Source organism: Pseudonocardia nigra, from assembly GCF_019396355.1.
GTDB classification, from domain to species: Bacteria; Actinomycetota; Actinomycetes; order Mycobacteriales; family Pseudonocardiaceae; genus Pseudonocardia; species Pseudonocardia nigra.
This window is the reverse complement of record NZ_JAHKRK010000100.1, coordinates 1-26,100: the sequence shown is the minus strand read 5'-3', so window position 1 is coordinate 26,100 and position 26,100 is coordinate 1. Positions and strand designations below refer to the sequence as shown.

The 26,100-nt window shown below is 73.6% G+C and carries 26 protein-coding genes and 1 pseudogene; 12 read left to right on the top strand and 15 right to left on the bottom strand.

Annotated elements, in window-relative coordinates; all coding sequences use genetic code 11:
* From KME75_RS45090 to KME75_RS22820, 4 genes and pseudogenes are all read left to right on the top strand, one after another.
* Positions 1-441 (top strand): annotated as a pseudogene (locus KME75_RS45090) (hypothetical protein); the annotation flags it as partial.
* A gap of 53 nt (positions 442-494) precedes the next feature.
* A complete protein-coding gene (locus tag KME75_RS22830) occupies positions 495-1,418 on the top strand; it encodes an NADP-dependent oxidoreductase (protein WP_219416912.1) in 924 nt (307 codons plus the stop codon).
* Between the two features lie 137 nt (positions 1,419-1,555).
* On the top strand, positions 1,556-3,454 hold the full coding sequence (locus tag KME75_RS22825) for a glycoside hydrolase family 9 protein (protein WP_308283005.1): 1,899 nt from the start codon (positions 1,556-1,558) through the stop codon (positions 3,452-3,454).
* An 8-nt stretch (positions 3,455-3,462) separates the two neighbouring features.
* Complete coding sequence (locus KME75_RS22820) at positions 3,463-4,539, top strand: LacI family DNA-binding transcriptional regulator (RefSeq protein ID WP_308283004.1); 1,077 nt, start codon at positions 3,463-3,465, stop codon at positions 4,537-4,539.
* Positions 4,540-4,574: 35 nt separating this feature from the next.
* Here KME75_RS22820 and KME75_RS22815 read toward each other — a convergent pair whose 3' ends face one another.
* The 14 genes from KME75_RS22815 to KME75_RS22750 all read right to left on the bottom strand — a co-directional run bounded on the left by KME75_RS22815 (position 4,575) and on the right by KME75_RS22750 (position 17,336).
* Positions 4,575-4,982: a type II toxin-antitoxin system VapC family toxin gene (locus KME75_RS22815; RefSeq protein ID WP_219416910.1), complete on the bottom strand. Its 408-nt coding sequence runs from the start codon at positions 4,980-4,982 to the stop codon at positions 4,575-4,577.
* Positions 4,979-5,266 carry a type II toxin-antitoxin system Phd/YefM family antitoxin gene (locus tag KME75_RS22810; RefSeq protein WP_219416909.1) on the bottom strand — a complete coding sequence of 96 codons (288 nt, stop codon included), beginning with the start codon at positions 5,264-5,266 and terminating at the stop codon, positions 4,979-4,981. Before KME75_RS22810 ends, KME75_RS22815 begins: the two co-directional genes overlap by 4 nt.
* A gap of 64 nt (positions 5,267-5,330) precedes the next feature.
* Positions 5,331-6,515 carry a M20 family metallopeptidase gene (locus KME75_RS22805; RefSeq protein WP_219416908.1) on the bottom strand — a complete coding sequence of 395 codons (1,185 nt, stop codon included), beginning with the start codon at positions 6,513-6,515 and terminating at the stop codon, positions 5,331-5,333.
* Positions 6,512-7,516, bottom strand: coding sequence for a ketopantoate reductase family protein (locus KME75_RS22800; RefSeq protein WP_219416907.1), 1,005 nt, complete (start codon positions 7,514-7,516; stop codon positions 6,512-6,514). The genes KME75_RS22805 and KME75_RS22800 overlap by 4 nt, the downstream gene beginning before the upstream one ends.
* A gap of 13 nt (positions 7,517-7,529) precedes the next feature.
* Entirely contained in the window at positions 7,530-8,291 is a 762-nt protein-coding gene (locus KME75_RS22795) for an SDR family NAD(P)-dependent oxidoreductase (protein ID WP_219416906.1), read from the bottom strand.
* Positions 8,288-9,592: an MFS transporter gene (locus tag KME75_RS22790; RefSeq protein ID WP_308283003.1), complete on the bottom strand. Its 1,305-nt coding sequence runs from the start codon at positions 9,590-9,592 to the stop codon at positions 8,288-8,290. Before KME75_RS22790 ends, KME75_RS22795 begins: the two co-directional genes overlap by 4 nt.
* Positions 9,589-10,527, bottom strand: coding sequence for a polysaccharide deacetylase family protein (locus KME75_RS22785; RefSeq protein WP_219416905.1), 939 nt, complete (start codon positions 10,525-10,527; stop codon positions 9,589-9,591). The genes KME75_RS22790 and KME75_RS22785 overlap by 4 nt, the downstream gene beginning before the upstream one ends.
* Complete coding sequence (locus KME75_RS22780) at positions 10,524-11,531, bottom strand: Lrp/AsnC family transcriptional regulator (RefSeq protein ID WP_219416904.1); 1,008 nt, start codon at positions 11,529-11,531, stop codon at positions 10,524-10,526. Before KME75_RS22780 ends, KME75_RS22785 begins: the two co-directional genes overlap by 4 nt.
* Positions 11,532-11,674: 143 nt before the next feature.
* Complete coding sequence (locus KME75_RS22775) at positions 11,675-12,952, bottom strand: RNA polymerase sigma factor (protein ID WP_219416903.1); 1,278 nt, start codon at positions 12,950-12,952, stop codon at positions 11,675-11,677.
* Positions 12,953-13,031: 79 nt separating this feature from the next.
* The gene (locus KME75_RS22770; RefSeq protein ID WP_219416902.1) at positions 13,032-13,403 is read right to left on the bottom strand and encodes a YciI family protein; all 372 of its coding nucleotides are present in this window, start codon (positions 13,401-13,403) and stop codon (positions 13,032-13,034) included.
* Positions 13,404-13,537: 134 nt separating this feature from the next.
* Positions 13,538-14,137, bottom strand: coding sequence for a DUF998 domain-containing protein (locus KME75_RS22765; RefSeq protein ID WP_246632632.1), 600 nt, complete (start codon positions 14,135-14,137; stop codon positions 13,538-13,540).
* A 114-nt stretch (positions 14,138-14,251) separates the two neighbouring features.
* Positions 14,252-15,181: an ABC transporter permease gene (locus KME75_RS22760; RefSeq protein WP_308283002.1), complete on the bottom strand. Its 930-nt coding sequence runs from the start codon at positions 15,179-15,181 to the stop codon at positions 14,252-14,254.
* A 2-nt stretch (positions 15,182-15,183) separates the two neighbouring features.
* Positions 15,184-16,392, bottom strand: coding sequence for a quaternary amine ABC transporter ATP-binding protein (locus KME75_RS22755; RefSeq protein WP_246632631.1), 1,209 nt, complete (start codon positions 16,390-16,392; stop codon positions 15,184-15,186).
* Positions 16,389-17,336: a glycine betaine ABC transporter substrate-binding protein gene (locus KME75_RS22750; RefSeq protein WP_308283001.1), complete on the bottom strand. Its 948-nt coding sequence runs from the start codon at positions 17,334-17,336 to the stop codon at positions 16,389-16,391. Before KME75_RS22750 ends, KME75_RS22755 begins: the two co-directional genes overlap by 4 nt.
* 109 nt (positions 17,337-17,445) lie before the next feature.
* On the opposite strand from KME75_RS22750, the gene KME75_RS22745 reads away from it, so the two are divergent.
* From KME75_RS22745 to KME75_RS22725, 5 genes are read left to right on the top strand one after another with little or no spacing between them, the layout of a single operon-like run.
* Complete coding sequence (locus KME75_RS22745; protein ID WP_219416900.1) at positions 17,446-18,063, top strand: nucleotidyltransferase family protein; 618 nt, start codon at positions 17,446-17,448, stop codon at positions 18,061-18,063.
* Positions 18,060-18,773, top strand: coding sequence for a metallophosphoesterase family protein (locus KME75_RS22740; protein ID WP_219416899.1), 714 nt, complete (start codon positions 18,060-18,062; stop codon positions 18,771-18,773). Before KME75_RS22745 ends, KME75_RS22740 begins: the two co-directional genes overlap by 4 nt.
* 1 nt (position 18,774) lies before the next feature.
* Positions 18,775-20,076 (top strand): erythromycin esterase family protein, encoded by a 1,302-nt coding sequence (locus tag KME75_RS22735; RefSeq protein WP_219416898.1) that lies wholly within the window; start codon positions 18,775-18,777, stop codon positions 20,074-20,076.
* Between the two features lie 59 nt (positions 20,077-20,135).
* Positions 20,136-20,936: an MEDS and STAS domain-containing protein gene (locus tag KME75_RS22730; RefSeq protein WP_219416897.1), complete on the top strand. Its 801-nt coding sequence runs from the start codon at positions 20,136-20,138 to the stop codon at positions 20,934-20,936.
* Complete coding sequence (locus KME75_RS22725; protein WP_219416896.1) at positions 20,933-21,853, top strand: ATP-binding protein; 921 nt, start codon at positions 20,933-20,935, stop codon at positions 21,851-21,853. The genes KME75_RS22730 and KME75_RS22725 overlap by 4 nt, the downstream gene beginning before the upstream one ends.
* 21 nt (positions 21,854-21,874) lie before the next feature.
* Here KME75_RS22725 and KME75_RS22720 read toward each other — a convergent pair whose 3' ends face one another.
* A complete protein-coding gene (locus tag KME75_RS22720) occupies positions 21,875-23,134 on the bottom strand; it encodes a Glu/Leu/Phe/Val dehydrogenase dimerization domain-containing protein (RefSeq protein WP_308283000.1) in 1,260 nt (419 codons plus the stop codon).
* Between the two features lie 237 nt (positions 23,135-23,371).
* Between KME75_RS22720 and KME75_RS22715 the strand changes: the two genes are divergently transcribed.
* Genes KME75_RS22715 through KME75_RS22705 form a run of 3 tightly spaced genes read left to right on the top strand, consistent with a single transcriptional unit; the run spans position 23,372 to position 25,819 of the window.
* Entirely contained in the window at positions 23,372-24,307 is a 936-nt protein-coding gene (locus KME75_RS22715; RefSeq protein WP_219416895.1) for a LysR family transcriptional regulator, read from the top strand.
* A 55-nt stretch (positions 24,308-24,362) separates the two neighbouring features.
* A complete protein-coding gene (locus tag KME75_RS22710; protein WP_219416894.1) occupies positions 24,363-24,686 on the top strand; it encodes a putative quinol monooxygenase in 324 nt (107 codons plus the stop codon).
* On the top strand, positions 24,683-25,819 hold the full coding sequence (locus tag KME75_RS22705) for a MalY/PatB family protein (RefSeq protein WP_308282999.1): 1,137 nt from the start codon (positions 24,683-24,685) through the stop codon (positions 25,817-25,819). Before KME75_RS22710 ends, KME75_RS22705 begins: the two co-directional genes overlap by 4 nt.
* Positions 25,820-26,100: the final 281 nt, after the last annotated feature.

The following is a 26,100-nucleotide window of genomic DNA, read 5'->3' as shown; positions in this document are numbered from 1 at the left end:
CTGGCGCCGTCCGACCTGGCGCCGTCCGACCTGGCGCCGTCCGACCTGGCGCCGTCCGACCTGGCGCCGTCCGACCTGGCGCCGTCCGACCTGGCGCCGTCCGACCTGGCGCCGTCCGACCTGGCGCTGTCGGAGGCGGAGCTGCCCGAGGCGGAGCTGCCCGAGGCGGAGCTGCCCGAGGCGGAGCTGCCCGAGGCGGAGCTGCCGGACGTCACCGACGCCCCCGAGACAGTCGGGCGGGTGGCCGCGAAGGTGGTCGACGACGTGCTCGCCGGGAGCGGCGATCGGGACCGCCCGGAGGAGCCGACCGAGGCCGCCGACAGGGCCGCCGACAGGGTGCGCGAGACGACCGGCGACGACCTCGGTCGGACGGTCGGGTCGGTGGCGGAGCCCGTGGGCGCGGTCGCCGACGCCGTGGGCGGCCTGCTGGGCGGTGACTGACCGCACCGGGTCGTCCTGGGTGACATCCCGCCCGCGGCGGGTAGCCGCCGGGTATGAAGGCGATGGCGTACCAGCAGTACGGCGGCCCCGAGGTGCTCGAGCCGATGGATCTCCCGGAGCCGAAGGTCGGCCCCGACTGGGTGTTGATCCGGGCGAAGGCGGCGTCGGTGAACCCGGTCGACTACAAGCTCCGCCAGGGCGGCCTCGACGCGATGATCCCCGCGCACTTCCCGGTGATCCCAGGGTATGACGTGGCCGGGGTCGTGGAGCGGGTCGGGCCTGCGGTCCCCGACCTGCAGCCCGGCGCGGAGGTGGTGGCCTACAACCGCCAGGACCACCTGCAGTGGGGCACCTACGCCGAGCTGGTGGCCGCGCCGCTGCGGGCCGTCGGGCCGAAGCCGGAGGCGGCGAGCTGGGAGCAGGCGGGCGCGCTCCCACTGGTCGGTCTCACCGCCTACCAGACGCTCACCGAGCGGCTCGACGTGCGGGCCGGGGAGACCGTGCTCGTGCACGCCGCGTCCGGCGGGGTCGGTCGGATGGCCGTGCAGATCGCCCGCATCCTGGGCGCCGAGGTGATCGGCACGGCGAGCGAGCGCAACCACGACCTGGTGCGTGAGCTCGGCGCGACCCCGGTGGCCTACGGCGACGGGCTCGTCGACCGCGTCCGCGAGCTGCGCCCCGACGGCGTGGACGCGGTGCTGGACCTCGCCGGAGGAAAGGCCCTCGACGACAGCCCCGCCGTCGCACGGGACACGGCCCGGATCACCTCGATCGTCGACCCCCGCGTGCTCGAGCTCGGCGGGCAGTACCTGTTCGTCCGGCCCGACCGGGAGCAGCTGGCCCGGCTCGCAGCCTGGGTGGACGAGGGACGGCTGCAGATCGACGTCGGAGCAACGCTGCCGCTCGCCGATGCGGCGGAGGCCCAACGCATGCAGGAGGCGGGCGAGGCGCAGGGCAAGATCGTTCTGACCATGTGACCCGCGCGCCACTGCACATCTCGCCCGCGACCGCAAGGCCTTGACACCGTCGGTACCTGACCGAATGATGCTGCCCGCGCGTGGGAGCGCTCCCACGCAGGAGGAGAGGTGGCTGGGTGAGGCATTCACGACGACGTGTGGCGGCCGGCTCCGTGGCGGTGGCCGCCGGCCTGGCGATCGCCGCAACGGGCGCCGCGGTTCCGGCGTTCGCTGCCGACCATTCCGCGCCGAGCGGGGTGCAGCAGGCGACGCAGCAGCCGGACACGGGTCCGCGCGTGCGCGTCAACCAGGTCGGTTACCTGCCCCACGGCCCCAAAGGCGCGACCCTGGTGACCGAGGCGACGGCGCCGCTCGCCTGGGAGCTCAGGGACGCCGCGGGCGCGGTGGTGGCGCACGGCACCACGACACCGCGCGGGGTCGACCCGAGCGCCGGGCTGAACGTCCACGGCATCGAGTTCGGGACCTACAAGAAGGAGGGCGCCGGCTACACGCTCGTGGCCGACGGCGACGCGAGCCACCCGTTCGACATCGGGACGGCCGCCTACGAGCGGCTGCGCCTGGACGCGAAGACGTACTTCTACACCCAGCGCAGCGGCACCCCGATCTCCGACGAGCTCGCGCCCGGCTACGGCCGCGCCGCAGGCCACGTCGGGATCGCCCCCAACCAGGGCGACACCGCCGTGCCGTGCCAGGAGCTCGGCGACGACTCGCAGAAGCTGTTCGCCGAGCCGTGGACCTGCGACTACACCAGCGACGTCACCGGTGGCTGGTACGACGCGGGCGACCACGGCAAGTACGTCGTCAACGGCGGCATCGCGGTGGCGCAGCTGATGCAGGAGTACGAGCGCAGCGTGTCAGCGCGGTCGGCCGACGAGGGCGCACTCGCCGACGCCACCCTGCGTGTCCCCGAAGCGGGCAACGGCGTGCCCGACCTGCTGGACGAGGCCCGCTGGCAGCTCGAGTGGCTGCTGAAGATGCAGGTGCAGCCGGGCAGGCCGATGGCGGGGATGGCCTTCCACAAGGTGGCCGACGTCGACTGGACCGGCCTGCCGCAGGATCCGGCGACGGACCCGCAGAAGCGGGTGCTCTACCGCCCCTCCACTGCGGCCACGCTCAACCTCGCCGCTGCGGCAGCCCAGGGCGCTCGCGTGTTCGCTCCGCACGACGCCGCCTTCGCCGAGCGGCTGCTGGCGGCCGCGCGCACGGCGTACGACGCGGCGAAGGCCGACCCGGCGGTGTACGCACCCGGCCCGAACGCACAGCTCGACCCGAACCCGGGCAGCGGCCCGTACAACGACGACCGGGTGGCCGACGAGTTCTACTGGGCGGCGGCGGAGCTGTTCCTCACCACCGGGGACGCGGCCTACCGCGACGAGGTGCTCGCCTCACCGGTGCACACCGCCGACATCTTCGGCGCGGGCGGGTTCAGCTGGAACAGCGTGGCCCCGCTCGGACGCATGGACCTCGCGACCGTTCCGAACGACCTTCCGGACCGCAAGGCTGTGAAGCGCTCGGTGGTCGCGGCCGCGGAGCGCTACCTCGCCGACCAGGAGGCGCAGCCGTTCGGCCAGGCCTACGCCCCGCCCGGTGGCGACTACGCGTTCGGGTCGAACAGCCAGGTGCTCAACAACATGCAGGTGATCGGCACGGCCTACGACCTGACCAACCAGCCGAAGTTCCGTGACGGCGTACTGCGCGGCATGGACTACCTGCTCGGCCGCAACGCCCTGAACCGCTCGTTCGTGACCGGCTACGGCGACGTGTTCAGCGAGAACCAGCACAGCCGCCAGTACGCCCACCAGCTCGACCCGTCGCTGCCGAACCCGCCGGCGGGGACGATCGCGGGCGGCCCGAACTCGACGGCGGCGGGCACCGGTGACCCCGTGGCGGCCGAGGTGTTCGCCGAGGGCTGCGCAGCGCAGTTCTGCTACATCGACGACATCGGCTCGTGGTCGACCAACGAGATCACGATCAACTGGAACGCGCCGCTATCGTGGGTGGCGTCCTTCGTCGGCGACCAGGACGAGGGGCGGTAAGGGCTCCCGTGCAGGACGACGCCGTGCAGGACGACGCCGTGCAGGACGACGCCGTGCAGGACACCGCCGTGCAGGACGGCCGGGCGGCGAAGCTGCCCACGTTGGACGAGGTGGCCGCGCGGGCAGGCGTCGGGCGCGGGACCGTCTCGCGCGTCCTCAACGGGTCCCCGAAGGTGAGCGAGGAGGCACGGGCGGCCGTCCTGGAGGCGGTGGCGGCGCTCGGCTACGTCCGCAACCGCGCCGCCCGTTCGCTCGTGACGGGCCGCACCGACTCGGTGGCGCTCGTGGTCTCCGAGCCCGCCGAGCGCCTCTTCGAGCAGCCGTTCTTCGCCGACGTCATCCGCGGCGTCAGCTCCGCCCTCTCCGGCTCGTCGCGGCAACTGCTCCTCACGATGGCGCAGTCCGCCGAGGAGCACCGGCGGCTGGAGGACTACCTGATGGGCCAGCACGTCGACGGCGTCATGCTGATGTCGCTGCACGGCGACGACCCGCTGCCGGAGCGACTGGAGCGGCGAGGACTGCCCACCGTCGTCGGCGGCCGTCCGCTGCAGGGCGAGCCGGTGAGCTTCGTCGACATCGACAACGTGGGCGGCGCGGCGTCCGCGGTGGCGCACCTGCTCTCGACCGGCCGTCGCCGCATCGCGACGATCACCGCCCCGCTCGACATGGCCGCCGGGCACAGCAGGCTCGAGGGCTACCGGCAGGCGCTCGCGGCGGCCGGCATCCCGGACGACCCGATGTGCGTGGAGCACGCCGACTTCACCGAGCGCGGCGCCGCTGTCGCGATGGGCACACTGCTGGCCCGCGTGCCCGACCTCGACGCCGTCTTCGTCGCCTCCGACCTCATGGCGCAGGGCGCCCTGCGGTACCTGAACGAGAAGGGCTGCCAGGTCCCGGGCGACGTCGCCGTCGTCGGGTTCGGCGACACGTCCCTGGCCGCCCACCTCGACCTCACCACCGTGCACCAGCCGGTGGAGACGATGGGACGCGAGATGGCCGACCTCCTCGTGGCCCGCATCGACGGCCGCCCCACCGAGCTGCACGTCGTGCTGGACACCCACCTGGTGCTGCGCGCAACCGCCTAGCCTCGCGCATGATCGTGCCCGGGAACACCCGCAGTTCAGCCCAGCGCCTCGGGGAAGGTGATGTCGATCTCCGAGATGATGGTCGGGAAGTCGCGGCGATTGTTCGTGAGGAACCGGTCGGCACCTGCGACCACCGCCGTGGCCAGATGTATCGCATCTGCGGCGCGCAGCCGATGGGCCGCAGACAGAGATGTCGCGACCTCGGCCGTCACCGCATCGACAATGCGCAGCTCGAGCCGGCTCAGGAGCCCGACGAGCGCGGCGACCTCCTCAGCCTTCCCGTCCCGCATCGGCTTCGCCAGCACCTCCGGCAGGAGCAGGACCGACCCGACTCCGGCGATCCCTTCGGGCTCGGCGGGGAACAGCGTGCGGACCCGGCGCCCGAGGGGGTGCCCGGCCGCTGCGGCGTAGATCAGGACATCGGCGTCGAAGGCGTCGGTCACGAGCGGTCGCGGTCGGTGCGGACGGCCTGGACCAGGTCCTCGGCTCGGTCCACCGCCAGCTCCGCCGGCGCCAGCGGCTGCTCCCGGGCAGCAGTCAGCATGGCCCCGATCTCGCGCGCCCGGTCGATCGTCTGCTCGGCCCGACGCACGCGCACCGCGTCGGGACGCAGCACGACCGCGACAGGGGTGCCGTGCCGAGTGATCGTGATCTCCTCGCCCCTGGCGACGCGGTCGAGCACCTCGGGCAGCCCGGCGCGGGCCTCACTGACGCTCAGGCGACTCATGTACAGAAGCGTACACAGGTGTACCAACGGTGGCTCGATCAGCTCGACCGCCCATTCGCCGCCGTCACCGGGCGAACGCCGCGATCACCCCCGCCGCCACGGCCGCGCGTTCGACCATGCCGTCGATGCTGATGTGCTCGTGCCGCGCGTGCGCCCCGCCGCCCACGGCGCCGAGCCCGTCGAGCACCGGGCGGCCGATGGCGGCCGCGAAGTTACCGTCGCTGGCCCCGCCGACCGCGGTCTCGGGCAGATCCACCCCGAGCTGCGCCGCCGCGCCCCTGGCGAGGGCATACATCGCCTCGATCGCCGGACTGCGCTCCATCACCGGCCGGTTCCAGCCGCCGTGCACCGTGATCGCGGCGCGCGGGTCGTGCGGGCGGAGCCCGGCCAGCAGCGCGTCGATGCGGTCCTGCGCGGCCAGCGACGGCACCCGCACGTCGATCGCGGCGTCGGCGGCACCCGCGACGACGTTGGAGCGCGTGCCGCCACGCAGCACCCCGACGTTGACGGTGGTGCCCTCGGCGAGGTCGGTGGCGGCGTGCAGCGTGCGGACCACGCGCGCGATCTCGTCGATCGCGCTCGCCCCCGCCGTCGGGTCGAGCCCGGCGTGCGACTCGACGCCGCGCACCCGCACATCGAACAGGCCGACGCCCTTGCGCGCGGTCTTCACCGCGCCACCGTCGGCGCTCGCCTCGAACACCAGCACGGCGGCCGCGTCGGCGCAGGCCGCCTCGATGAGCGGCCGGGAGAACGGGCTGCCGATCTCCTCGTCGCCGGTGAGCACCAGGCGCAGCGGCGGGTGCGGCAGCCCGGCGGCGCGCAGCGCCCGGACCGCCCACACCGCCTGCACGAGCCCGGCCTTCATGTCGAACACGCCCGGGCCGCTGACGACGTCGCCGTCCACCCGCACGGGCCACGCCTCGAGGGTGCCCGCGCTCCACACGGTGTCGTAGTGCGCCAGCACGGTGAGCGTCCGGTCGCCCACCCCGTCGTGGTCGAGCACCAGCACGTCGCCGTGCTCGGCCGACTCGTGGTGGGCCCGCCGCGCCGGGAGGCCGAGCCGGTCGGCCACCCACTCCTCCAGGTGCGCCAGGCCCTTGGCCAGCAACTCCGGGTCGTCGCTCGGGGTCTCCTGCTCCGCGTAGCCGACGAGGTCGTCGACGAGGTCGGCGCGCCGGGCCGCGAGCCACCGGTGCAGCGCCGGGACGTCGACGGCGGCCAGCTCCGACGGCCCGGGAACCGCCGTCATCGCAGGGCTCCCGCGAGGCCGGCGATCCGCTCCTCGGACATCGGCGCGCCGGCTTCGAGCTCGCCGATCTGGGCGACCAGCCGCTGCAGGCCGGGCACGGCGATCCCGAGCTGCGCGGCCCGGTCGAGGACCGGCCGGTAGTGCGTGGGCACCTCGGTGGGGCGGTGCCGCACCGCGAGGTCGCGCCAGATGCCGCTGCGGTCCTTGGCCTGGGTGCGCAGCCACGCCACCAGCGCATCGGTGGCCGCCTCCTTCGCGGCGGCGTCGGCGCCGGCGTAGGGCGCGGGGTCGAACGCGTCGAACGGCTCGAGTGCCACCCCCTCGGCGGCGGCGACCGCGTAGACCTCGGCCGCGAGCCCGTGCATGACGGCCCGGTTCCGGTCGATCAGCTCGGCCATCGGCGCGTCGGCGAGCGCGGTGGCCACGAGCATCGCCCCGAAGCCGAGCTTGGACCAGAGGTACCCGGAGACGTTCGCCGTGGCCCGCGCGGGCCCCCAGGCCTGCAGGTCGGAGACGACCCGGCGCACCCGCTCGGAGTCGCGCCCGTCCAGCTCCCCGACGACGAGCGCGCCGAGCCCGCCGTCGCGGATCTCCCCCGGCGCGACGACGTCGGCGAACAGGTTGACGAACGCGCCCACCGTGCGCTCGGCCCCGATCCGGTCCGCGATCGCCTGCTCGTTAAGCCCGTTCTGCAGCGAGACCACGAACCCGTCGGCGGCCAGCCGGGGCGCGATCCAGTCCAGCGCGCGCCCGGTGGCCTGCGCCTTGACGGCCAGCAGCACGCACTCGACCCGCTCCGGACCGTCCTCGTCCGGGGTGAGGGCCGCCGCGACCGGCACGGCCGCGCGCTCGTCGCCGCGCCGCACCACGAGCCCTCGCTCGCGGATGCTGCGCACGTGCTCCGCGTCGGCGTCGACGACGGTGACCTCGTGCCCGGCCCGTGCCAGGTGGTGCCCGAGGGTGCCGCCGATGGCCCCCGCCCCGACGATCACGTAGTTCACGTCCAGCTCTCCTTCACGTGCCCGCGGACTGCAGGGCGGTGGTGGTCGGATGGTGGATCGGCAGCGCGGTGGTGCCCGCCGTGGCGCCGCCGTCCACGCGCAGGACGGCGCCGGTGACGAACCCGGCCTCCGCACCGGCGAGCCACACCACGGCGGCGGCGATCTCGGCCGCCTGCCCCGGCCGCCCGAGCGGGTTGACCGCGACGGCGGCCGCGTACTCGGGGGTGACCGGGTTGACCGGGCTGTCGACCTCGACGAACCCGGGCGCAACGGCGTTCACCCGCACCCCTTGCCCGGCCAGCTCGACCGCGCACGCCTTCGTCGCCATCTCCAGCGCGGCCTTGGACGTGCAGTAGTGCGCGGCGCCCGGCCGCGCCCGGGTGGCGGCCCCCGAGCTGATGTTGACGACGGCGGCGGGGCGCCCTGAGGCGGCGACCGCGACGGTGAGCAGCACCGGCGCCCGGACGTTGACCTGCTGCACCCGGTCCCACCCCGCGGCCGTCATCTCGGCGAGCGGGGTGGCCGGGTAGATCCCGGCCGCGTTGACCAGCACGTCGACCGGTCCGGCGAGCGCCACCGCCCGGTCCACGACCTCCGCGCAGCCCGGGTCGGCCAGGTCGGCGACGAGGGCGCGGCCGCCCAGGCGGGCCATCACCGCGTCGAGCTCGGGAGCGCGGGCATCCACCCCGTTGACCGAGTCGCCGCGGGCGGCGAACGCCTCCGCCACGGCCAGCCCGATGCCCCCGGCGGCGCCGGTGACCAGGACGTGCCTCACACCAGCTCCTTGCCCTTGGTCTCGGGCATGGTGGCGTAGACGACCACGCCGATCAGGGCGGCCGCCGCCACGTACAGCCAGACGAAGCCGCGCAGCCCGTTCGCGCTCATCCAGGTGGTGATGTACGGCGCGGTGCCACCGAAGATCGCGACGGCGAGCGCGTAGGGCACCCCGATGCCGGTGCTGCGCACCTCCGCGGGGAACTGCTCGGCCATCACGACCGCGCAGTTGGCGGAGTATCCGGCGATCAGGGTCACGCCGATCAGCTCCACCAGCAGCAGCGCCCAGAACCCGCCGAGCGACAACAGCTGGAACGACGGCCAGGAGAGCACGACGAACCCGATCGCGAACGCCAGCAAGGTCGGCTTGCGCCCGTACCGGTCCGACAGCAGGGCCACGAACGGCAGCAGGCACAGGAAGTACGCGATCGCGATCGTGTTGGCCAGCAGCGCGTCCTCGAGCGGGATGCCGATCGTCGTGTTGGCGTAGCCCGGCATGTAGCTGATCCACACGTAGTAGGTCAGCGTGCCCGCGATCGTGATGCCGACGACGCGCAGCGCGGCGCGGGGGTGCTCGGTGAGAATGCCGACGATCGGGTGCTTGCCGCGCGTGCGGCCCTGGTCGGTCGCCCGCTGGAAGCTCTCGGTCTCCTCCACGCTGACCCGCAGCCACAGCCCGACCAGGCCGAGCAGCCCACCGATGGCGAAGGCGACCCGCCAACCCCACGCCTGCATCGCGGCGTCGCTCAACGTCGAGGTGAGCACGAAGCCCATCAGCGACGCGATCAGCGCCCCGGCACCGACCGACACCTGCTGCCACGATCCCGCGAAGGCCCGGCGCCGGGGGGCGGCCGACTCGACGAGGAACGACGACGACGAGCCGAACTCACCGCCGGCGGAGAAGCCCTGCACGAGCCGGGCGAGCAGCAGGATCAGCGGGGCCGCGATGCCGATCGCGGCGTAGGTCGGGGTGATCGCGATGACGAACGCGGCACCCGCCATGAGGCTGATGGTGAGCACCAGCCCCTTCTTGCGGCCGTGCCGGTCGGCGTACGCGCCGAGGACGGCGCCGCCGATGGGACGCATGATGAAGCCGACCGCGAACACCGCCAGCGTGGACAGCAGCGCGACCGTCGGGTCTTCGCTCGGGAAGAACTGGGACGCGAAGACCGGGGCGAGGATGGCGTAGACGGCCCAGTCCACCCACTCGACGGTGTTGCCGATCGAGCCGGCGACGATGGCCTTGCGCTGCGCGGGGGTGAGCTTGGTGCCCGCCGCCGCGTCGATGGTCGATTCACTCACGGATGGGTGCTCCTTTGCACTCCGGCGTGCTCGGCTGTGTGCAGTTCGGCTGCGGCGAGCTCGGCGATGTCGGCGTGGGTGGCGAACCAGACGTCCGCCTGCCCGGCCATGTGCGCGAGCAGCTCGCGCAGGGCGACCAGCCGGGACCGGTGGCCGATGATGTGCGGGTGCAGGGTGAGCTGGAACAGCCCGCCCTCGGCGTACGCGGCGTCGAACTCGTCGCGCCAGATCTCGAACAGCCGCCGCGGCGGCGTGTAGGGCCGCAGCGCCCCGTAGCGCTCCATCATCAGGTACGGGGCGTCGTCGCGGATCCACTCGACCGGGATCTCGACGATGCCGGTGCGGCGGCCGTCGGCGACCAGCTCGTAGGGCTCGTCGTCGGCCATCAGCGACGAGTCGTAGCGCAGCCCGAGCTGCTCGATGATCGCGAGGGTGTTGTCGGAGAAGTCCCAGCTCGGCGTGCGGATGCCGACCGGGCGCACGCCGGAGAGCTTCTCGAGCGTCTCGATCGCGCGGCCGGTGAGGTCGAGCTCGTCGGCACGCTCGAGCAGCATGTTGCGCTCGTGGATCCAGCCGTGCACGGCCAGCTCGTGTCCACCGGCGACGTAGGACTCCACCTCGTCGGGGTGCAGCAGCGCCGACACCGCGGGCATGAAGAAGCTCGCGGGCACGCCGTACTCGGCGAGCAGCGCGAGGATCCGGGGCGCGGCCACGCGGGAGCCGTACTCACCCTGCGCGAGCTTGCCCGGCCGGGTCTCGCCGTCACGCAGCGGGATCGTCTCGTGGTCGGAGTCGAACGAGAGCGCGACGGCCACCCGCGCGCCGCCCGGCCAGCTCTCGGGCACCAGGCGCTGCCCGGCGCGGACCCGGTCCACGTGTCCGCGCCACGTGGGCTCGTCCCACTGCCACGGTTCGCCCGTCACCTGCTCGGTCATGCGTTCCGCTCCCTCGTCCCATCGGCGTTGATGCGCACGTAGGCCCGCTTGAGCGTGCGGGCCTGCAGCGTCATGTCGGCGGTGCGCACGCCGGGGAGCGCACCGACGACGTCGGTCATGTAGTGGTAGAGATCGCCGTAGCCGGGCAGCACGCCGTGCAGGCAGAGGTTGAACCGGCCGGTCGTCGCGCTCACGTACTGCGTGGACGGGTGCTTCGCCAGCTGCGCGCCGACGTTCTCCAGCTCGCCGGGCTCCACGACCAGCCACTGCATGAACTCGACGCCCAGCCCGATCAGCCGGGTCTCGAACAGCGTGCGGAACCGCAGGCAGCCGCGGCGCACCAGCGAGTCGACGCGCCGCGCCGCAGTGGACTCGCTGACCCCGGACGCCGCCGCGAGCTGGGCGTAGCTCACCCGGCCGTCGGCGGCCAGCAGGCGGGCGATCGCGAACTCCTGCTCGGTGAGCCGCTCGGGCTCGCTCCACTCGCGGTGGCCGGTGCGCGTCCCGTCCGGGCGCAGCAGCGCCACGGCCTCGGGGGTGAGCAGGCCGGCGTCCCACTCCTCCACGGCGGAGAACTTGCGGACGACCACCATCGACTCGGTCTCGACGATGTCGTCGGGGCGCGGCAGGTCCTCCACCAGCACCCGCGTGACGTCGTGGTGGTCGCGGACCACGAACTCCGCGGCGACGTCGGCGCTGCCGGTGACGACCGTGACGAAGCGGGTCTCGGGCAGGTCGGCGAGCGCCTGCGCCACGACGTTGGCGGCGCCGGGGCGGCAGCGCATCCGGACCTGCAGCGAGATGCCCAGGCCGCAGCGCAGGTGGTCGAGCACGCCGGTGACCCCGACGAGCCCGGACTCGATCAGCTGCTGCCCCCGCCGCGCCACCGTCGACTCGGTGGCGTCGACGGCGCGTGCGACCTGCTTCCACGACGCCCGGCCGTTCAGCTGCAGCGCGGCGACGAGCCGACGGTCCAGCTCGGACAGCATGACGCTCTCACTCACGCCACCACTATGAGTTGCGAGATTCCATCACGTCAAGGGCAACGACTGCGGGAATCCCGCACACTGCTCCGCGAGTCGCCCGTTCTCGACACGCGAGTCGCCCGGTTCGGGTGCCCGAGTCGCCCCGAACCCGCCCCACGGGTTCAGGCCGGGGCGTCGGCGTCCTGCTCGGCGGCGCGGGCGCGGTAGACCGCCCGTTCCCGCTCGTTGCGCGTCAGCTCCGCCGCATGCGCGAACGCCTCCCGGGCCTCCGCACGGCGGCCGAGCCGGGCAAGCAGGTCGCCGCGGACGGCGGGCAGCTGCGGGTACGCGGCCAGGGCGCCGGCCGCCGCGAGCCGGTCGGCGATCGCCAGCCCCGCGGCCGGGCCCTGCGCCATCCCCACCGCCACCGCGCGGTTGAGCTCGACGACCGGGGTCGGCCAGAGCCCGCCGAGCACGTCGTAGAGGGCGGCGATCCGGCCCCAGTCGGTGTCCTCGGCGGTGGCGGCGCGGGCGTGGCACGCCGCGATCCCCGCCTGCAGCGTGTAGGGCCCGATGGGCGCCGGGAGCGACTCGGCCCGGGCCAGCGCCGCGAGGCCGCGCCGGACGAGCAGCCGGTCCCACAGCCTGCGGTCCTGGTCGGGCAGCAGCACGGCCTGCCCGTCCGCTCCGGTGCGCGCGGGCAGTCGCGAGGCCTGGATCTCCATCAGGGCGAGCAGCCCGTGCACCTCCGGCTCCGCGGGGACGAGCCCGGCGAGCACCCGGCCCAGGCGCAGCGCCTCCTGGCACAGTGCGGGGCGGGTCCAGTCGCCGCCCGCCGTCGCGGAGTAGCCCTCGTTGAAGATCAGGTAGACGACCTCGAGGACGGCCGCGAGCCGCTCGGCCATCTCCTCGGGCGTGGGCAGCGCGAACCCGACGCCCTGCTGGGCGAGAGTGCGCTTCGCTCGGACGATCCGCTGCGCCGCCGTCGCTTCGGGGACGAGGAACGCGCGGGCGATCTCGTCGGTCGCGAGGCCGCCGAGGCAGCGCAGGGTCAGCGCGACCCGCGACTCCAGTGACAGCGCCGGATGGCAGGCGGTGAACAGCAGCCGCAGGACGTCGTCGCCGATGTGGTCGTCGAGCGCCTCGTCGACCTCGTCCTCCATGACCTCCTGCCGGACATCGACGTCCCGCCCGATCGCCCCCGCCTTGCGCTGGAGGGTCTGCCGGCGGCGGTGTTCGTCGATCGCCCGGTTCTTGGCCGTGGCCATCAGCCAGCCGGCGGGGTTGGGCGGGATGCCGGTCTCCGGCCAGCGCTCCAAGGCCGCGACCAGGGCCTCCTGGGCCATCTCCTCGGCCAGCCCGACGTCCTGGGTGAGCCGGGCGAGCCCGGCGACCAGCTTGGCCGACTCGATCCGCCACACCGCCTCGACGGCGCGCCGTGCGGCGTCCGGGGTACTCATTGGGCCCGATCCCACCACGTCCGAACGCACGAACGGCACTCTCGTCCAATAGGTTCAGACGAGAGTGCCGTTCGTACGGTCAGTTCTGGGGTGGGAAGTCCTCCGGGCCGAAGACCTTGAGCACCTCGGCCACGCCCTCCCAGCCGGGCCAGTGCTCCGCGTGCACCTGCAGGAAGCGGGAGGCCCACTCGACGGCCTCCTCCTTGGACCGCACCTCGTAGACCGCGTAGCTGACGAACTCCTTGGCCTCAGTGAAGGGGCCGTCCATCACGCTGAGGTGGCCTCCGGCGAGCTCCACCCTGGCCCCGGCGGCGCTGGGCGCGAGCCCGGCGTTGTCGATCATCGCGCCGGACGCGGTGGCCTCCTCGCCCAGCTTCATGATCGCTTCCATGAGCGCGGGCGGCGGCGGCTCGGCGGGCTGGGCGGCCTTGAGCAGGATGACGTAGCGCATGGGCGTACTCCTCCTTGTTCTGCGGGAAAGGTGGCTGCGGGGAGGTCAGGCGACGGTGCGGTAGGTGTCGCGGGAGACCGCGGAGGTCCACGCCCAGACGAGGACGACGGCGGCGGTGAAGACGAGGTTGGCGATCATGCTCCCGGCGCCGGAGGCGACGCAAGCGAAGCCGCCGACGAAGACCACACCGGTGGCGCGGGACCAGCGCGCCCAGCCGCGGCGGCCGTCGGCGGCGTAGCGCGGGCGAGCACGAAGCAGGCGATCGCCAGGCACGTGAAGCCCACGCCCGCGGCCATGAAGTGCACCAGGCCGGCGGCGGAGACGGTCGCAGGCGGCCCGTCCGGGGTGCCGGCCGGGAAGCCGAGCGCCGGGTCGGCCCGGAAGATCCCGGCGGCGACCAGGCTGAGCCCGAACGCGGCGACGAGCCGCGGCGTCCAGGTGCCGCCCGTGCCCGGGCCCAGTGCCCGGCGCATCCCGACCGCCGCGGCGACCACCATCAGGCCGGACAGCACGAAGTTGGTGATCTGGATCCAGCCGAGGTCGCCGTTGGCGAGCAGGCTCCACTGGTGCCGGGTCAGGTCGAACCCGTCGCGCGTGAGCGCCTGGGCCAGCGACACCCCGACGTACAGCGGTCCGGCGATCACCCCGTAGCCGAGCAGGCTCTTCGTGATGCGGCCGGCCGGGGTGCAGCCGCCGTGGGTGCGGGTGCGGTGGGTGGCGGTCGTGGTGCTCATGTCCGTGCTCCTCGGGTCGGTCCGGACGTCCGCTGCGTCCGTCGTCACCCGCTCCACGGACGGGAGACACCCGGATCGACATGCCCGACCAAGATTTTTTCGGCGGGCTGCCGCTCAGCCGGCCGCGGCGACCGGCTTCTGCGCGCGCCGGTCCGGCGTCGCCGCTGCGGGCGAGGCGTCTCCCGCGGCCTGTCGCCGCGCCCGCAGCGTCCGCCACAGGCCGCGGTTCGGTTCCGCCAACGCGGAGCTGAAGCGGTCGAGGAAGATCGCCAGGATCACGACGGCGAGGCCGCCCTCGAACCCGGCGGCGATGTCGAGCGTGGTCACGGCGCTGACCACGACGGTGCCCAGCCCCCCGGCGCCGGCCAGCCCGGCCACCACCACCATCGACAGCGCCAGCATGATCACCTGGTTGATTCCGGCCATGATCGAGGGCAGCGCCATCGGCAGCTGCACCTCGCGCAGGATCTGGCGTGGGTGCGCGCCGAACGCGTTGGCGGCCTCGACGACCTCCGGGTCGACGCCGCGGATGCCCAGCTCGGTCAACCGCACCGCCGGCGGGATCGCGAAGATCGTGGTGGCGATGACGCCGGGCACCACGCCGATGCCGAAGAAGAACACCGCCGGGATCAGGTAGACGAACACCGGGGTGGTCTGCATGAAGTCGAGGATCGGCCGCAGGACCGCCCCGCTCGGTCTGCTGCGCGCCGCCCAGATCCCCAACGGCACCCCGATCGCGGTGGCGATCACCGCGGCGACCAGCACCACCGCCAGCGTCTGCATCGTCTCCTCCCAGAGGTCCAGCGAGGCGATCAGCAGGAACGCGACGAGGGTGAACACGGCGAACGCCCAGCCGCGCACGAGCAGCGCAACCGCCGTCAGGATCGCCACCCAGACGAGGAACGGCGGCCCGGCCAGCACCGCCGTCAGGACGTCGACGACGACGCCGACGACCGCGCTGATGCCCTCGAGCACGCCCGGGATCGTGCGCAGCAGCCAGAGGACGAAGGCCTCGACGTAGGTCCCGAGTTCGATCCTGGGCACGGTCAGCTCCTGTTCGTGGTGGCCAGGGACGCGAGGACGGCCGCCCGCGGGACGACGCCCATCAGCCGATGCTCGTCGTCGACGACCGCGAGCGGGACGGAGTGCTTGCCGACCAGGTGCACCAGATCGATCAGCGGCCGGTCGGACTCCGTGGTGAGGAAGTCGGAGGAGAGGGCGTCCGCCGCGATCGACGGGACACCTCTGCGGGCCGCGTGGCCCAGCCATTCGTCGCCGACCACGCCGAGCACCCGCCGCTCGTCGTCGACCACGTAGGCACCGTTGGCCTCGGACTCGCCGAGCAGGCGCAGCACGTCGGCGGGCAGGTCGTCCAGCCGGACGACCACCCGTGGCTTCTGCAGCACGTCGGCCGCCGTGAGCACCCGGGTGCGGTCGACGTCGGACACGAAGTCGGCGACGTAGTCGTCGGCCGGCCGGGCGAGGATCTCCGGCGCGGTGCCCACCTGCACGAGCTCGCCGTCCTTGAGCAGCAGGATCCGATCGCCGAGCAGCATCGCCTCGTTCAGGTCGTGGGTGATGAACACGATGGTCTTGTGCAGCTCCGCCTGGAGCCGGGTGAGCAGTGCCTGCATGTCCCGGCGGATCAGCGGGTCGAGCGCCGAGTACGGCTCATCCATCAGCAGCACGTCGGTGTCACTCGCCAGGGCCCGCCCGAGCCCGACCCGCTGCTGCATGCCGCCGGAGAGCTGGCCGGGGTAGGCGTCGGCCCGGTCGGCGAGCCCGACCTGTTCCAGCGCCCACTCGCCCTGGTCGTGGCGTTCGGCGTCGGGCACGCCGCGGATCTGCAGGCCGTACTCCACGTTCTGTCGCACGGTGCGGTGCGGCAACAGCGCGAAGTGCTGGAACACCATGCTCATCCGCCGGTTGCGCAGCTCGCGCAGGTCGGCGTCACCGAGCGAGCCCAGCTCCCGGCCGTCGATCCGGATGCTGCCCTCGCTGGGCTCGACGAGCCGGTTGAGCAGCCGTACGAGGGTCGATTTGCCGGAGCCGGACAGCCCCATCACGACGAACAGTTCGCCCGGCATCACCTCGAACGACACGTCGTGCACGGCGAGCGTGGCGCCGGTTCGCTGCTGGATGTCCCCGCGGTCGGCGCCGTCGCGGGCCATCGCGAGGGCCTCGTCGGCGGCGGGGCCGGAGCCGAACACCTTCGTGAGCCCGTCACAACGGATCATCGGTGCCGTCTCGGTCATGCGTTCTCCCCCAGCCATTCGGCGACGCGGTCCGGGTGCTCGGCCAGGTACCGCGCCGCGACGTCCTCGACGTCCTCGTTGTCCAGATCGACGGCCTTGAGCATCGCCTCGATGTCGGGAATCGGCAGCCGGAAGCGTTCGAGCATCGCGTGGAAGGCCGGCGCCTCCTGTCGCAGCCACTCGCTGTCGGCCGTCCAGGCCGAGTACGGGGGCAGGGAGCACGCCCCGTCGCTCGTGGTGAAGCATTCGGGCGAGTACGGGGTCGGTTCGTCCAGCTTCGTCATGTCGAACTCCGCGAACACCCAGTGCGGGTGGTAGAGGAACACCAGGATCGGCTCGCGTGCCTCGTAGGCGCGGCGCAGCTCGGCGAGCTGCGCCGCCTCGCTCGAGGTGACCTGCTCCAGCTCGAGTCCGTAGCCCGCCAGCCGCTTGGCGTTCAGGCCGGTCGTGATGAAGCTGGGTGCCGCGTCGACCAGTCGCCCGCCGAGCGCCTCGGCGTAGTCGTTCAGCTGGGTCACGCTGGTCAGCCCCTCCAGCGGCTGGCCCGGTTGCGTGGCGTAGGTCGGGACGAACCAGCCCTGCTCGGCGTCGTCGTAGGTCTGCGACACCAGGTTCATGCGCTCGTCCGCCGCTGCCGCGAGCTCCTCCTGGTTGGGCATCGCGACCTCGCTGAGCAGGTCGACGTCGCCACGTTGGGCACCCGCCCATCCCAGCGACGTGCCGACCTGGATCGGGTCGAGCCGGGCGACGCCCAGCTCCGGATGGGTGGCGGTGACCTGGCCGAGGATCGCGGTCGTGAGCTGGGCGGCGCTCCACGGGAACTGGACGGCCTTCACGGTGACGCCCGCCGCCGGGTCGGTCGCGCATCCCGTCACGGCCATCGCGGCGGCCAGGAGCAGGGCCAGGAACGGACCGGCGCGTCGGCGCCGCGGTAGAGCAGTCACGGTGACGTCCTTCCGGGGGTGGACGATCTCCCGTGATGCTCCCCGCGTCGACAGCCGGTCGCCACTCGAGAAGGTTGACACCCGTACGGGCGCGGGTAGTCGGAAGGTCATGACGGACCGCTTCGACCAGGCCCGCTCGGATCAGGCCCGGTCTGATCAAGCACTGCGCGACGCGCTCAAGCGGGTCGCCACGACCCTGAAGGCCACGAACGTCCCGTTCGCCCTGAGCGGCGGCTATGCGTCGTGGGCGCGCGGCGGCCCGGAGCCGGTGCACGACGCCGACTTCGTCCTCCTCGAGGAGGACGTGGGGAAAGCACTGAAGGCGCTGGAGGACGTGGGGCTGCGCATCGAGCACCCGCCGGAGGACTGGCTGGAGAAGGTCTACGACGGCAACTGCCTCGTCGACCTGATCTTCCGGCCCGCGGAGCGGCCGGTGACCCGCGAACAGCTGGAGCGGGCCGAGGAACTGCGGGTGGACTCGGTGCTCATGCCGGTCCAGTCGGCCACCGACCTGCTGGTCGGCAAGATCCTCGTGCTCAACGAGCACACCTGCGACTACGGGCGCCTGTTCCCGCACGCCAGGGCCCTGCGCGAACAGGTCGACTGGCCGGCGCTGCGCCGGGAGGTGGATCACTCCCCGTTCGCGCGGGCGTTCCTCGCGCTGTGCGCCGAGATCGGCATCGTGCCGGAGCCCGAGCCGGGCGCGCGGCCGGAGGCGGTCGCATGATCCGCATCGCTGCCGTCGGCGACGTCCACCTCGGCGAGGGCATGAAGGGCTGCTACGCCGACGACCTCGCGGCCCTGGAGGGCACAGCGGACGTGCTGCTCCTCGCGGGCGACCTCACCCGGCACGGGACGGTGCCGGAGTCGCGGGTCGTCGCGGCGGAGTTCGCGGCGGCGCCCGTGCCGGTTGTCGCGGTCCTCGGCAACCACGACCTACACGGCGACGACGAGGCCGGCGTCACCGCGGCGCTGACCGACGCGGGCATCACGGTGCTGGAATGCTCGTCGACCGTGCTCACGGTCGACGGAGTGCGGCTGGGCGTCGCCGGCACCGTCGGGTTCGGCGGCGGGTTCCCGCGCGCCACCGTGGCCGATTTCGGGGAGCACGAGATGAAGGCGTTCGCCGCGCGGAACCGCCGGCTCGCCGGAGGGCTGGGCGAGGCGCTGAAGGAGCTGGACTGCGACGTCCGGGTCGCGCTGACGCACTACGCGCCCGTACCCGACACGCTGGAGGGTGAGCCGCACGAGATCTACCCGTTCCTGGGCAGCCACCTGCTCGCCGAGGTGATCGACAGCTGCGACACGGCGCTCGCCCTGCACGGGCACGCCCACGCCGGCTCCCCGGACGGCCGCACCCCCGGCGGGGTGCCCGTCCACAACGTCGCCCGCCCGGTGCTGCACAAGCCGTACCGCGTGTTCCGGTTGGAGACCTGAGATGGACGACCTCGACGACATCCGCTCGGGCGCCCGCCCGCTGCGCGCCGACGCCGACCTCGACGCGCTGGTCGAGCGGGTGGGCAACGCACACCTGGTGCTGGTGGGCGAGGCCTCGCACGGCACGCAGGAGTTCTACGCGTGGCGCGACCGGCTCACCCGGCGCCTGGTCACGGAGAAGGGCTTCGGCTTCGTCGCGGTGGAGGGCGACTGGCCGGACTGCCGGCGGCTGCACCGGTTCGTCGTCGGCGACCCGGGCGGGCCGGGGTCGGTGGACGACGCGCTGGGCAGCTACGACCGCTGGCCGACGTGGATGTGGGCGAACACCGCGGTCCGCGAGGCGATGACGTGGCTCCGCGCGCACAACGACGGCCTTCCCGCTCGGCAGCGGGTGGGTTTCCACGGGCTCGACGTCTACAGCCTGCAGCGGTCGATCCGGGAGGTCGTGGGCTGGCTGCGGGAGCACGAGCCGGACCTCGCCGACGCCGCGGTCGCCGCCTACGGCTGCTTCGAGCCGTTCGGGCGCGACCCGTTCGAGTACGCGCGCGCCACCCGCTGGGTGCCCGACACCTGCGAGGACCCGGTCGTCCAGGTGCTGCGCGAGATGTGCGAGCGGCACGGCGCCGACGGCACCGGCGACCCGGACGAGCGGTTCGTCGCCGAGCAGAACGCGGCCGTCGTGGCCGGAGCGGAGCGGTACTACCGCACGGCGGTGCGCGGCGGCCCCGACTCGTGGAACGTCCGCGACGTGCACATGGCCGACACGCTCGACCGGCTCCTCGCCCACCACGGGGCGGACGCGAAGGGCGTGGTGTGGGCGCACAACACCCACATCGGCGACGCACGCGCCACGGACATGGCCGAGATGGGGATGACGAACCTCGGGCAGATCGCCCGGGAGCGCCACGGCGACGACGGCGTGGTGCTCGTCGGGTTCGCCGGTCACCGCGGCACCGTCATCGCGGGACAGGAGTGGGACGCGCCGGCTGAGCGGATGCCGGTGCCGCCCGCCCGCGCCGGCAGCGCCGAGGACCTGCTGCACCAGGCCGTCGGGGACGCCGGGTCGGTGCTGGTCTTCCCGCCGAGCTACGACCAGCCGCGCTGGCTGCGCACGTCGGTGGACCACCGCGCCATCGGCGTCGTCTACCACCCGGACCGGGAACGCTGGGGCAACTACGTCCCCTCGACGCTCGGCGACCGCTACGACGCCCTGCTCTGGTTCGGTGAGACGACCGCCCTGGAGCCGCTGCGACCGGAGCCGCGCGACGACCCGGAGCCGGAGACGGCGCCGTCGGGAGAATGAGTGCACCCGCAGGTAGAGTCCGGCCGGCGGTTTCCCGCACACCGGACGGGGGTTGGGGCGTGTTCGTGTCCGAGCTGGGCGCTGGACACGCCTGCGCGGTCCACCGCACCGAGGAAGAGCAACGGGAAGTGTCCGCGGCCTTCGTCGCCGGCGGCCTCAGCCGTGGCGACAAGATCGTGGTGCTGGACGGGCCGAGCTGTCTCGCGGGGGTGTTCGACCGCATGACGGAGGACGGGCATCCGCCCGGCCGCTGGGAGCGGCCCGGCGCCCTCGAAGTCCTGAACCGCTCCGAGACGTGGCGCCTGGTCGGTTCGGGATCGGGCGCATCCTCGGAGATCGACGTGCTGATGGGTGACGCGGTCCGCCAGGGGTGGACGCAGATCCGGCTGCTCGCGGTGCTGCCCGCGGCCCTGCGCCGCGACGCGGGCCCGGCGTCCGTCGAGTTCGACCGGGCCGTGGAGTTCGCCGCCCGCACATGGCCGCTCAGCGCGCTGTGCCAGTTCGACGCCGGCGCCGGGGCCGGCGACGCCCACCTCGAGCAGCTGCGCCGCCAGCACGACGTCCTCGTCGAGGCCCCGGCCCTCTTCGACGACGGGCAGCTGCGGATCACCCGCACGCCGGGGGGCCTGCGGCTGGCGGGCGAGGCCGACCTGCGGAACCGGCGCGAGCTGGCCGCCGTGCTCGAGGAGGCGGTGGCGGGCGCGCACGGTGCGCCGGAGGTCGACATCGCCTCGCTGCGGTTCGTCGACGCCGCATGCCTGCGCCTGCTCGCCTCCGCCGCGACGATCCGCAATCCCTCCCCCGACGTCGCCAGGCTGCTCGCACTGCTGGGATCCGAGCCGGACGGGGCCGCGTCATGACGCGGGCAGGGCTGCAGCACGCCGCGGTGCTCTACGACACGCGCGACGACCTCGTCGCCACCATCGCGCGGCCGCTCGCGACCGCCGTGGACGCCGGCGAGGCCGTCACGGTGTTCGTCGACGGCGACGTCGAACAGGCATTGCGCGCCCGGCTCGGCACCGCGGGTACGGCCGTCCACTTCGAGGACCCGGCCGCCGACATGGGCGGGCCTGCCCAGGACATGATCGAGCGACGCAGGCGCAAGGTCGAGGACCTCGCAGCTGCGGGCCAGGCGACCGTCGTCGGGCAGTACCCGGTGTGGGCTGCAGCCCCCGACATGGCGCTGTGGTGCTCGGTGGCCGACGCCGCGCTGGCCGGCGCCCCGCTGACCGTCCTGTGCGCGTGCCCGACGAGCGCCACGGACAGCGCCGAGGTCGCCCGCGCGCTCCACGCCAGCGTGCTCGGCCCGCACGGGATGCAGCCCAACCCGGACCGGCGCGACCGCCGGGACGTGCTGGCTGCCCACCCACCGGGGCCCCCACCGCCGCTCGACCCACCCGCGGCGGAGCTGTCGTTCACCGGTGCCGACCTGCGCGCGGTGCGCCGGCACGTCGCCGAGCACGCGAGTGCGGCCGGGCTGGGCTCGGCGCAGGTGCAGGACGCGGTGTTCGCCGTCAACGAGCTGGCCACCAACAGCGTCGAGCACGGCCCGGGACACGGGCTTCTGCGGCTGTGGTCGGGGGGCAGCGGGTTCGTGTGCGAAGTGGTGGGGCCGGCCCCGATCGGCCCGTCGCTGCTCGGCCTGGTCCCACCCACCAACGACCAGCCCCGTGGCCGGGGGTTGTGGATGGCGCGCCGGCTTTGCGACCACCTGCACGTCTGGACCGACTCCTACGGCACCTGGGCCCGGCTGCGGATCGACCCCGCGGGGGCGTGAACAGCAGCCGGGCCGGGGACGTCAGGGAATGACGGGCGCGGCCGGCTCGGGGCCGTCGCTGCGGGCCCGAGCGAGCTCCCAGCCGGTGTGCCGCGGCGGCACCCCGTCCGTGCCCCACCGATCGAGCAACAGCGCCACATTGGCCCGCATCTCGGTGCGGAGCTTGCCGAACGAGTCGGCCGGATCGGTACCGACCCTGCCCAGCAGCAGCCACCAGGCCCATGCGGCGGCTCCCGCGTTCGCGACGAAGTCGGGGATCACCGGGATGCCGCGGCCGGCGAGCATCGCCTCCGCCTCCGCCGTCGTCGCGGTGTTCGCCGCCTCGACCACGACCTTCGCGGCCACGTCGAACGAGTTGTCCGGCGTGATCGCGTAGGAGATGGCCGTGGGCACGAGGATGTCGCACGGCGTGGCGACGACGGCCCCGCGCGGCAGCCTGCGGACGTCGGCGGGCAGCCGGGACCGGTCGATCTCGCCGTAGGCGTCGCGCAGGGCGAGCAGCGCCGGCACGTCCAGGCCGTCGGGCCGGTACAGCGTCCCGGCGGCGTCGGCGACGGCCACCACGCGCATCCCCGCCTCGTGCAGGTACCAGGCCGCGCCGCCGCCCATCGTCCCGATGCCCTGGATCGCCACCGTGGTCCGGTCGGGCGCCCAGCCCCAGGCGGCCGCCGCGGAGAGGCACGCCTGGGCCACGCCGTAGCCGCCGATCACGTCGCCGAGCAGGCCGCCGGGGACCGGTGTGGCCAGGCCGGCCCGGACCCGCCGCAGCGTCGCCTCCGGATCGGCCGAGCGCCGGATCGCGGCGTGGTAGGACTGCCCCAGCCCCAGCCGGTCGAACACCTCGTCGATGAGGTGCTGCGGCACACCCAGGTCCTCCGCGGTCACCCAGTGCGCGTCCAGCCACGGGCGCATCGCCTGGCAGAACCGCTCGAGGACGCCCACCGCGCGCGGGTCCTTGGGGTCGAAGTCGATGCCGCCCTTGGCGCCGCCGACGGGCAGGTCGAAGACCGCCGTCTTGGCCGCCATCCCCCGCGCGAGGTCCTCGACCTCGGCCATCGTGCAGCCCGCCCGCATCCGGGTGCCCCCGGTCGCGAGCCCGGAGACTAGCGTGTGGACGACGAGGTGACCGGGCGCGCCGGTGACCGGATCGGTCCACGTCACCCGCAGCAAGGGCTCGGCACCGCGCGCGAACCCCGTCCGCTCCGGCCCCGCGTCGATCCGCGGCCCGCCGCGGCGCCGCTCCTCGCCGGCGGGCCCCATCGGCTCCTGCATCATCGTCACGTCGATCCACCTCCAGTCCGTACTCGACCGCTGTCCTGCCGCCGACACCGCACAGCAGCCGCTGCACCGGTCGGTGCGCGGCTGCTGAGCTGCGGAGATCCGGAGCGGTGGCGGCTCGCCCCGGTACGTCCAGAGTGCGTCCCGCACCCCATCACGTCCAGTTACGGATCATGCACGGTGGCGTTCACGCTTTCTGCACAGCTGTGCGCCGCCGCCGCTCTGCCTAGGGTGGGTGCCGTGGAGCTCTCGCTGCAGCGGTTGCGGATGCTGCGGGAACTGCATCGCCGCGGCACCGTCACCGCCGCGGCCGCCGCTCTGCACTACACGGCGTCGGCCGTGTCCCAGCAGCCCGCGCAGCTGGAACGGGACGTGGGCGCGAAGCTCTTCGAACGGCTCGGGCGGCGCGTCCAGCTCACCGAGCTCGGCATGGTGCTCACCGAGCACGCCGAGGAGATCCTCGGGTCGGTCGAGCGGGCGACGATGGCGCTCGAGGAGGCACAGAAGAACGTCTCCGTGCGGCTCACGGCCGGCGTGTGGGCCTCCGTCGCGTCGGGCCTGCTGCCGTCGGCGCTCACCGCGCTCGCCGCCGAGCACCCCGGCATCCAGGTGCGCACGCGGGAGCTCGCGCCGGAAGACACCGCGGGCGCCGTGCGCGACGGCGCGCTCGACTTCTCCTTCGTCATCGACTACTCGAGCTACCGCATGCCCTGGGACCCCGCGCTGACCCGCACCGAGATCGCGGTGGAACGGCTGCACGCCGCCGTGCCCGCGGGAGCGCTGCCGGTGTCGACCGTGACCCTCCCCGAGCTGGCCGAGCACCCCTGGATCCTCGCCGGCCCGCGGTCCCACTTCGGGCGCGCCGTGCGGATCGCCTGTCAGCGCAGCGGCTTCGAACCCACGATCAACCACGAGGTCGGGGAACAGACGACGGCGCTTGCGATGGTGGCCGCCGGGCTCGGCGTCACGCTCGTCTCCGACCTCGGGCTCTCGCTGTGCCCGCCCGGGGTCGACGTCGTCGCGCTGACCGAGCCGGTCACCCGGACCGTCTCGATCGCCTACCGCACCGGCAGCGCGCGCAGGACGTCGCTGCAGCTGGTCATCGACGCCGTGCGGGCCGCGGCCGCCGCGAAAGGGCTCGGGGTCAGCCCGCCGGTGCCGTCGCTGGGCGGCTGACCGGCCGCCCGCGTGTGGAAGACTCCGCAGGACCCGACGCCATGGGAGGCCTTCGTTGATCCTCATCGTGCTGAAGACCCGGATCCGCCCGGAGAAGCGTGCCGAATGGCTGGCCGGGATCACGCAGTACACCGCCGACGTGCGCAGCGAGCCGGGCAACGTCTCGTTCGACTGGTACGAGAACGGCGAGGTGCCGAACGAGTTCGCGATCATCGAGACGTTCGCCGACGCCGATGCCGGATCGGCGCACGTGGCCACCGAGCACGCCACGAAGTTCTTCGCCTGGATGCCGGCGATGATCACGGAGCGGCCGCGGATCAACTACCAGGACCTCGACGGCGAGGCGTGGTCGGAGATGGCCGAGGTCAGCCCGGAGTGACCGGCGTCCGCACCGGCCCGATGTTCCCGGACCTGACCGATCTGCGTCGCCGGCGGAGCACCAAGTGGGCCGAGCACCCGTCCGACGTGCTGCCCGCCTTCGTCGCCGAGATGGACGTCGCACTCGCGCCGCCCGTCCGCGACGCCCTGATCGAGGCCGTCGAGCTGGGCGACCTCGGCTACGCCGAGCCGGGTGGTCTGTTCGACGCCTTCGCGGGGTTCGCCCGGCGGCGCTTCGGCTGGTCGCCCCGACCCACCCGGATGCGACTCGTACCCGACGTGATGACGGGCATCATCGAGACGCTGCGGGTGCTCACCGCCCCCGGCGACGGGGTCGTGATCACGCCGCCGGTCTACCCGCCGTTCTTCGCCGGGATCCCGGAGGCCGGCCGCCGCGTCGTGGAGGTACCGCTCGTCGACGGCGAGCTCGATCTCGACGGGCTGGAGCGGGCGTTCGCGGGCGGCGCAAGGGCGTTCCTGCTCTGCAACCCGCACAACCCGACGGGCCGCGTGCTCGACCGGGCGCGGCTCGAGGCGGTCGCGGCCCTGGCCGAGCGCCACGGCGTGCTCGTGCTCGCGGACGAGATCCACGCGCCGCTGACGTTGCCGGGGGCGCGGCACATCCCGTTCGCGGCGCTCGGCGACTCCCGGTCGGTGGTGTTCACCTCGGCCTCGAAGGCCTTCAACACGGCCGGGCTGAAGTGCGCACTCGCCGTCGCCGGATCGGACGAGATCGGCACCGAGCTCGACCGGCTGCCCCACGAGCTGCGCTACCGCAGCGGGCTGCTCGGCGTCATCGCCTCGGAGGCCGCGTTCACCCAGGGCGACGCATGGCTGGACGAGCTCGTCGGGACGCTGCACGGCAACGTCCACCGGCTCGCCGCACTGCTCGCGGAGCACCTGCCCGCCGTCGGCTACCGCCCGCCGGACGCCGGCTACCTGGCGTGGCTGGACTGCCGGGGGCTCGGACTCGGCGACGATCCGGCGGCGACGTTCCGGGAACGGGGCCGAGTCGCGCTGGTACCCGGGCCCGACTTCGGCGTGCCCGGCCGCGGGTTCGCGCGGCTGAACCTCGGCACGTCCGACGAGCTGCTCACCGAGGCGGTCCGCCGGATGGCAGCGGCCGTCGCCTGACGCGCCGGCGCGTCGAACGACCGTGCACACCTCGTGGCGGCCGTGCACATGTCAGGAGGTGTGCACCGCAGGTCCGGGATGTGCACGGTCGCTCAGGACGTGCGGCGTCGGACCGGTCAGAAGTCCATGCCGCCCATGCCGCCGGTCGGGTCGCCGCCGGCCGGAGCGGCGTTCTTCTCCGGCTTGTCGGCGATGACCGCCTCGGTGGTGAGGAACAGGGCCGCGATGGAGGCCGCGTTCTGCAGCGCCGAGCGGGTGACCTTGGCCGGGTCGATGATGCC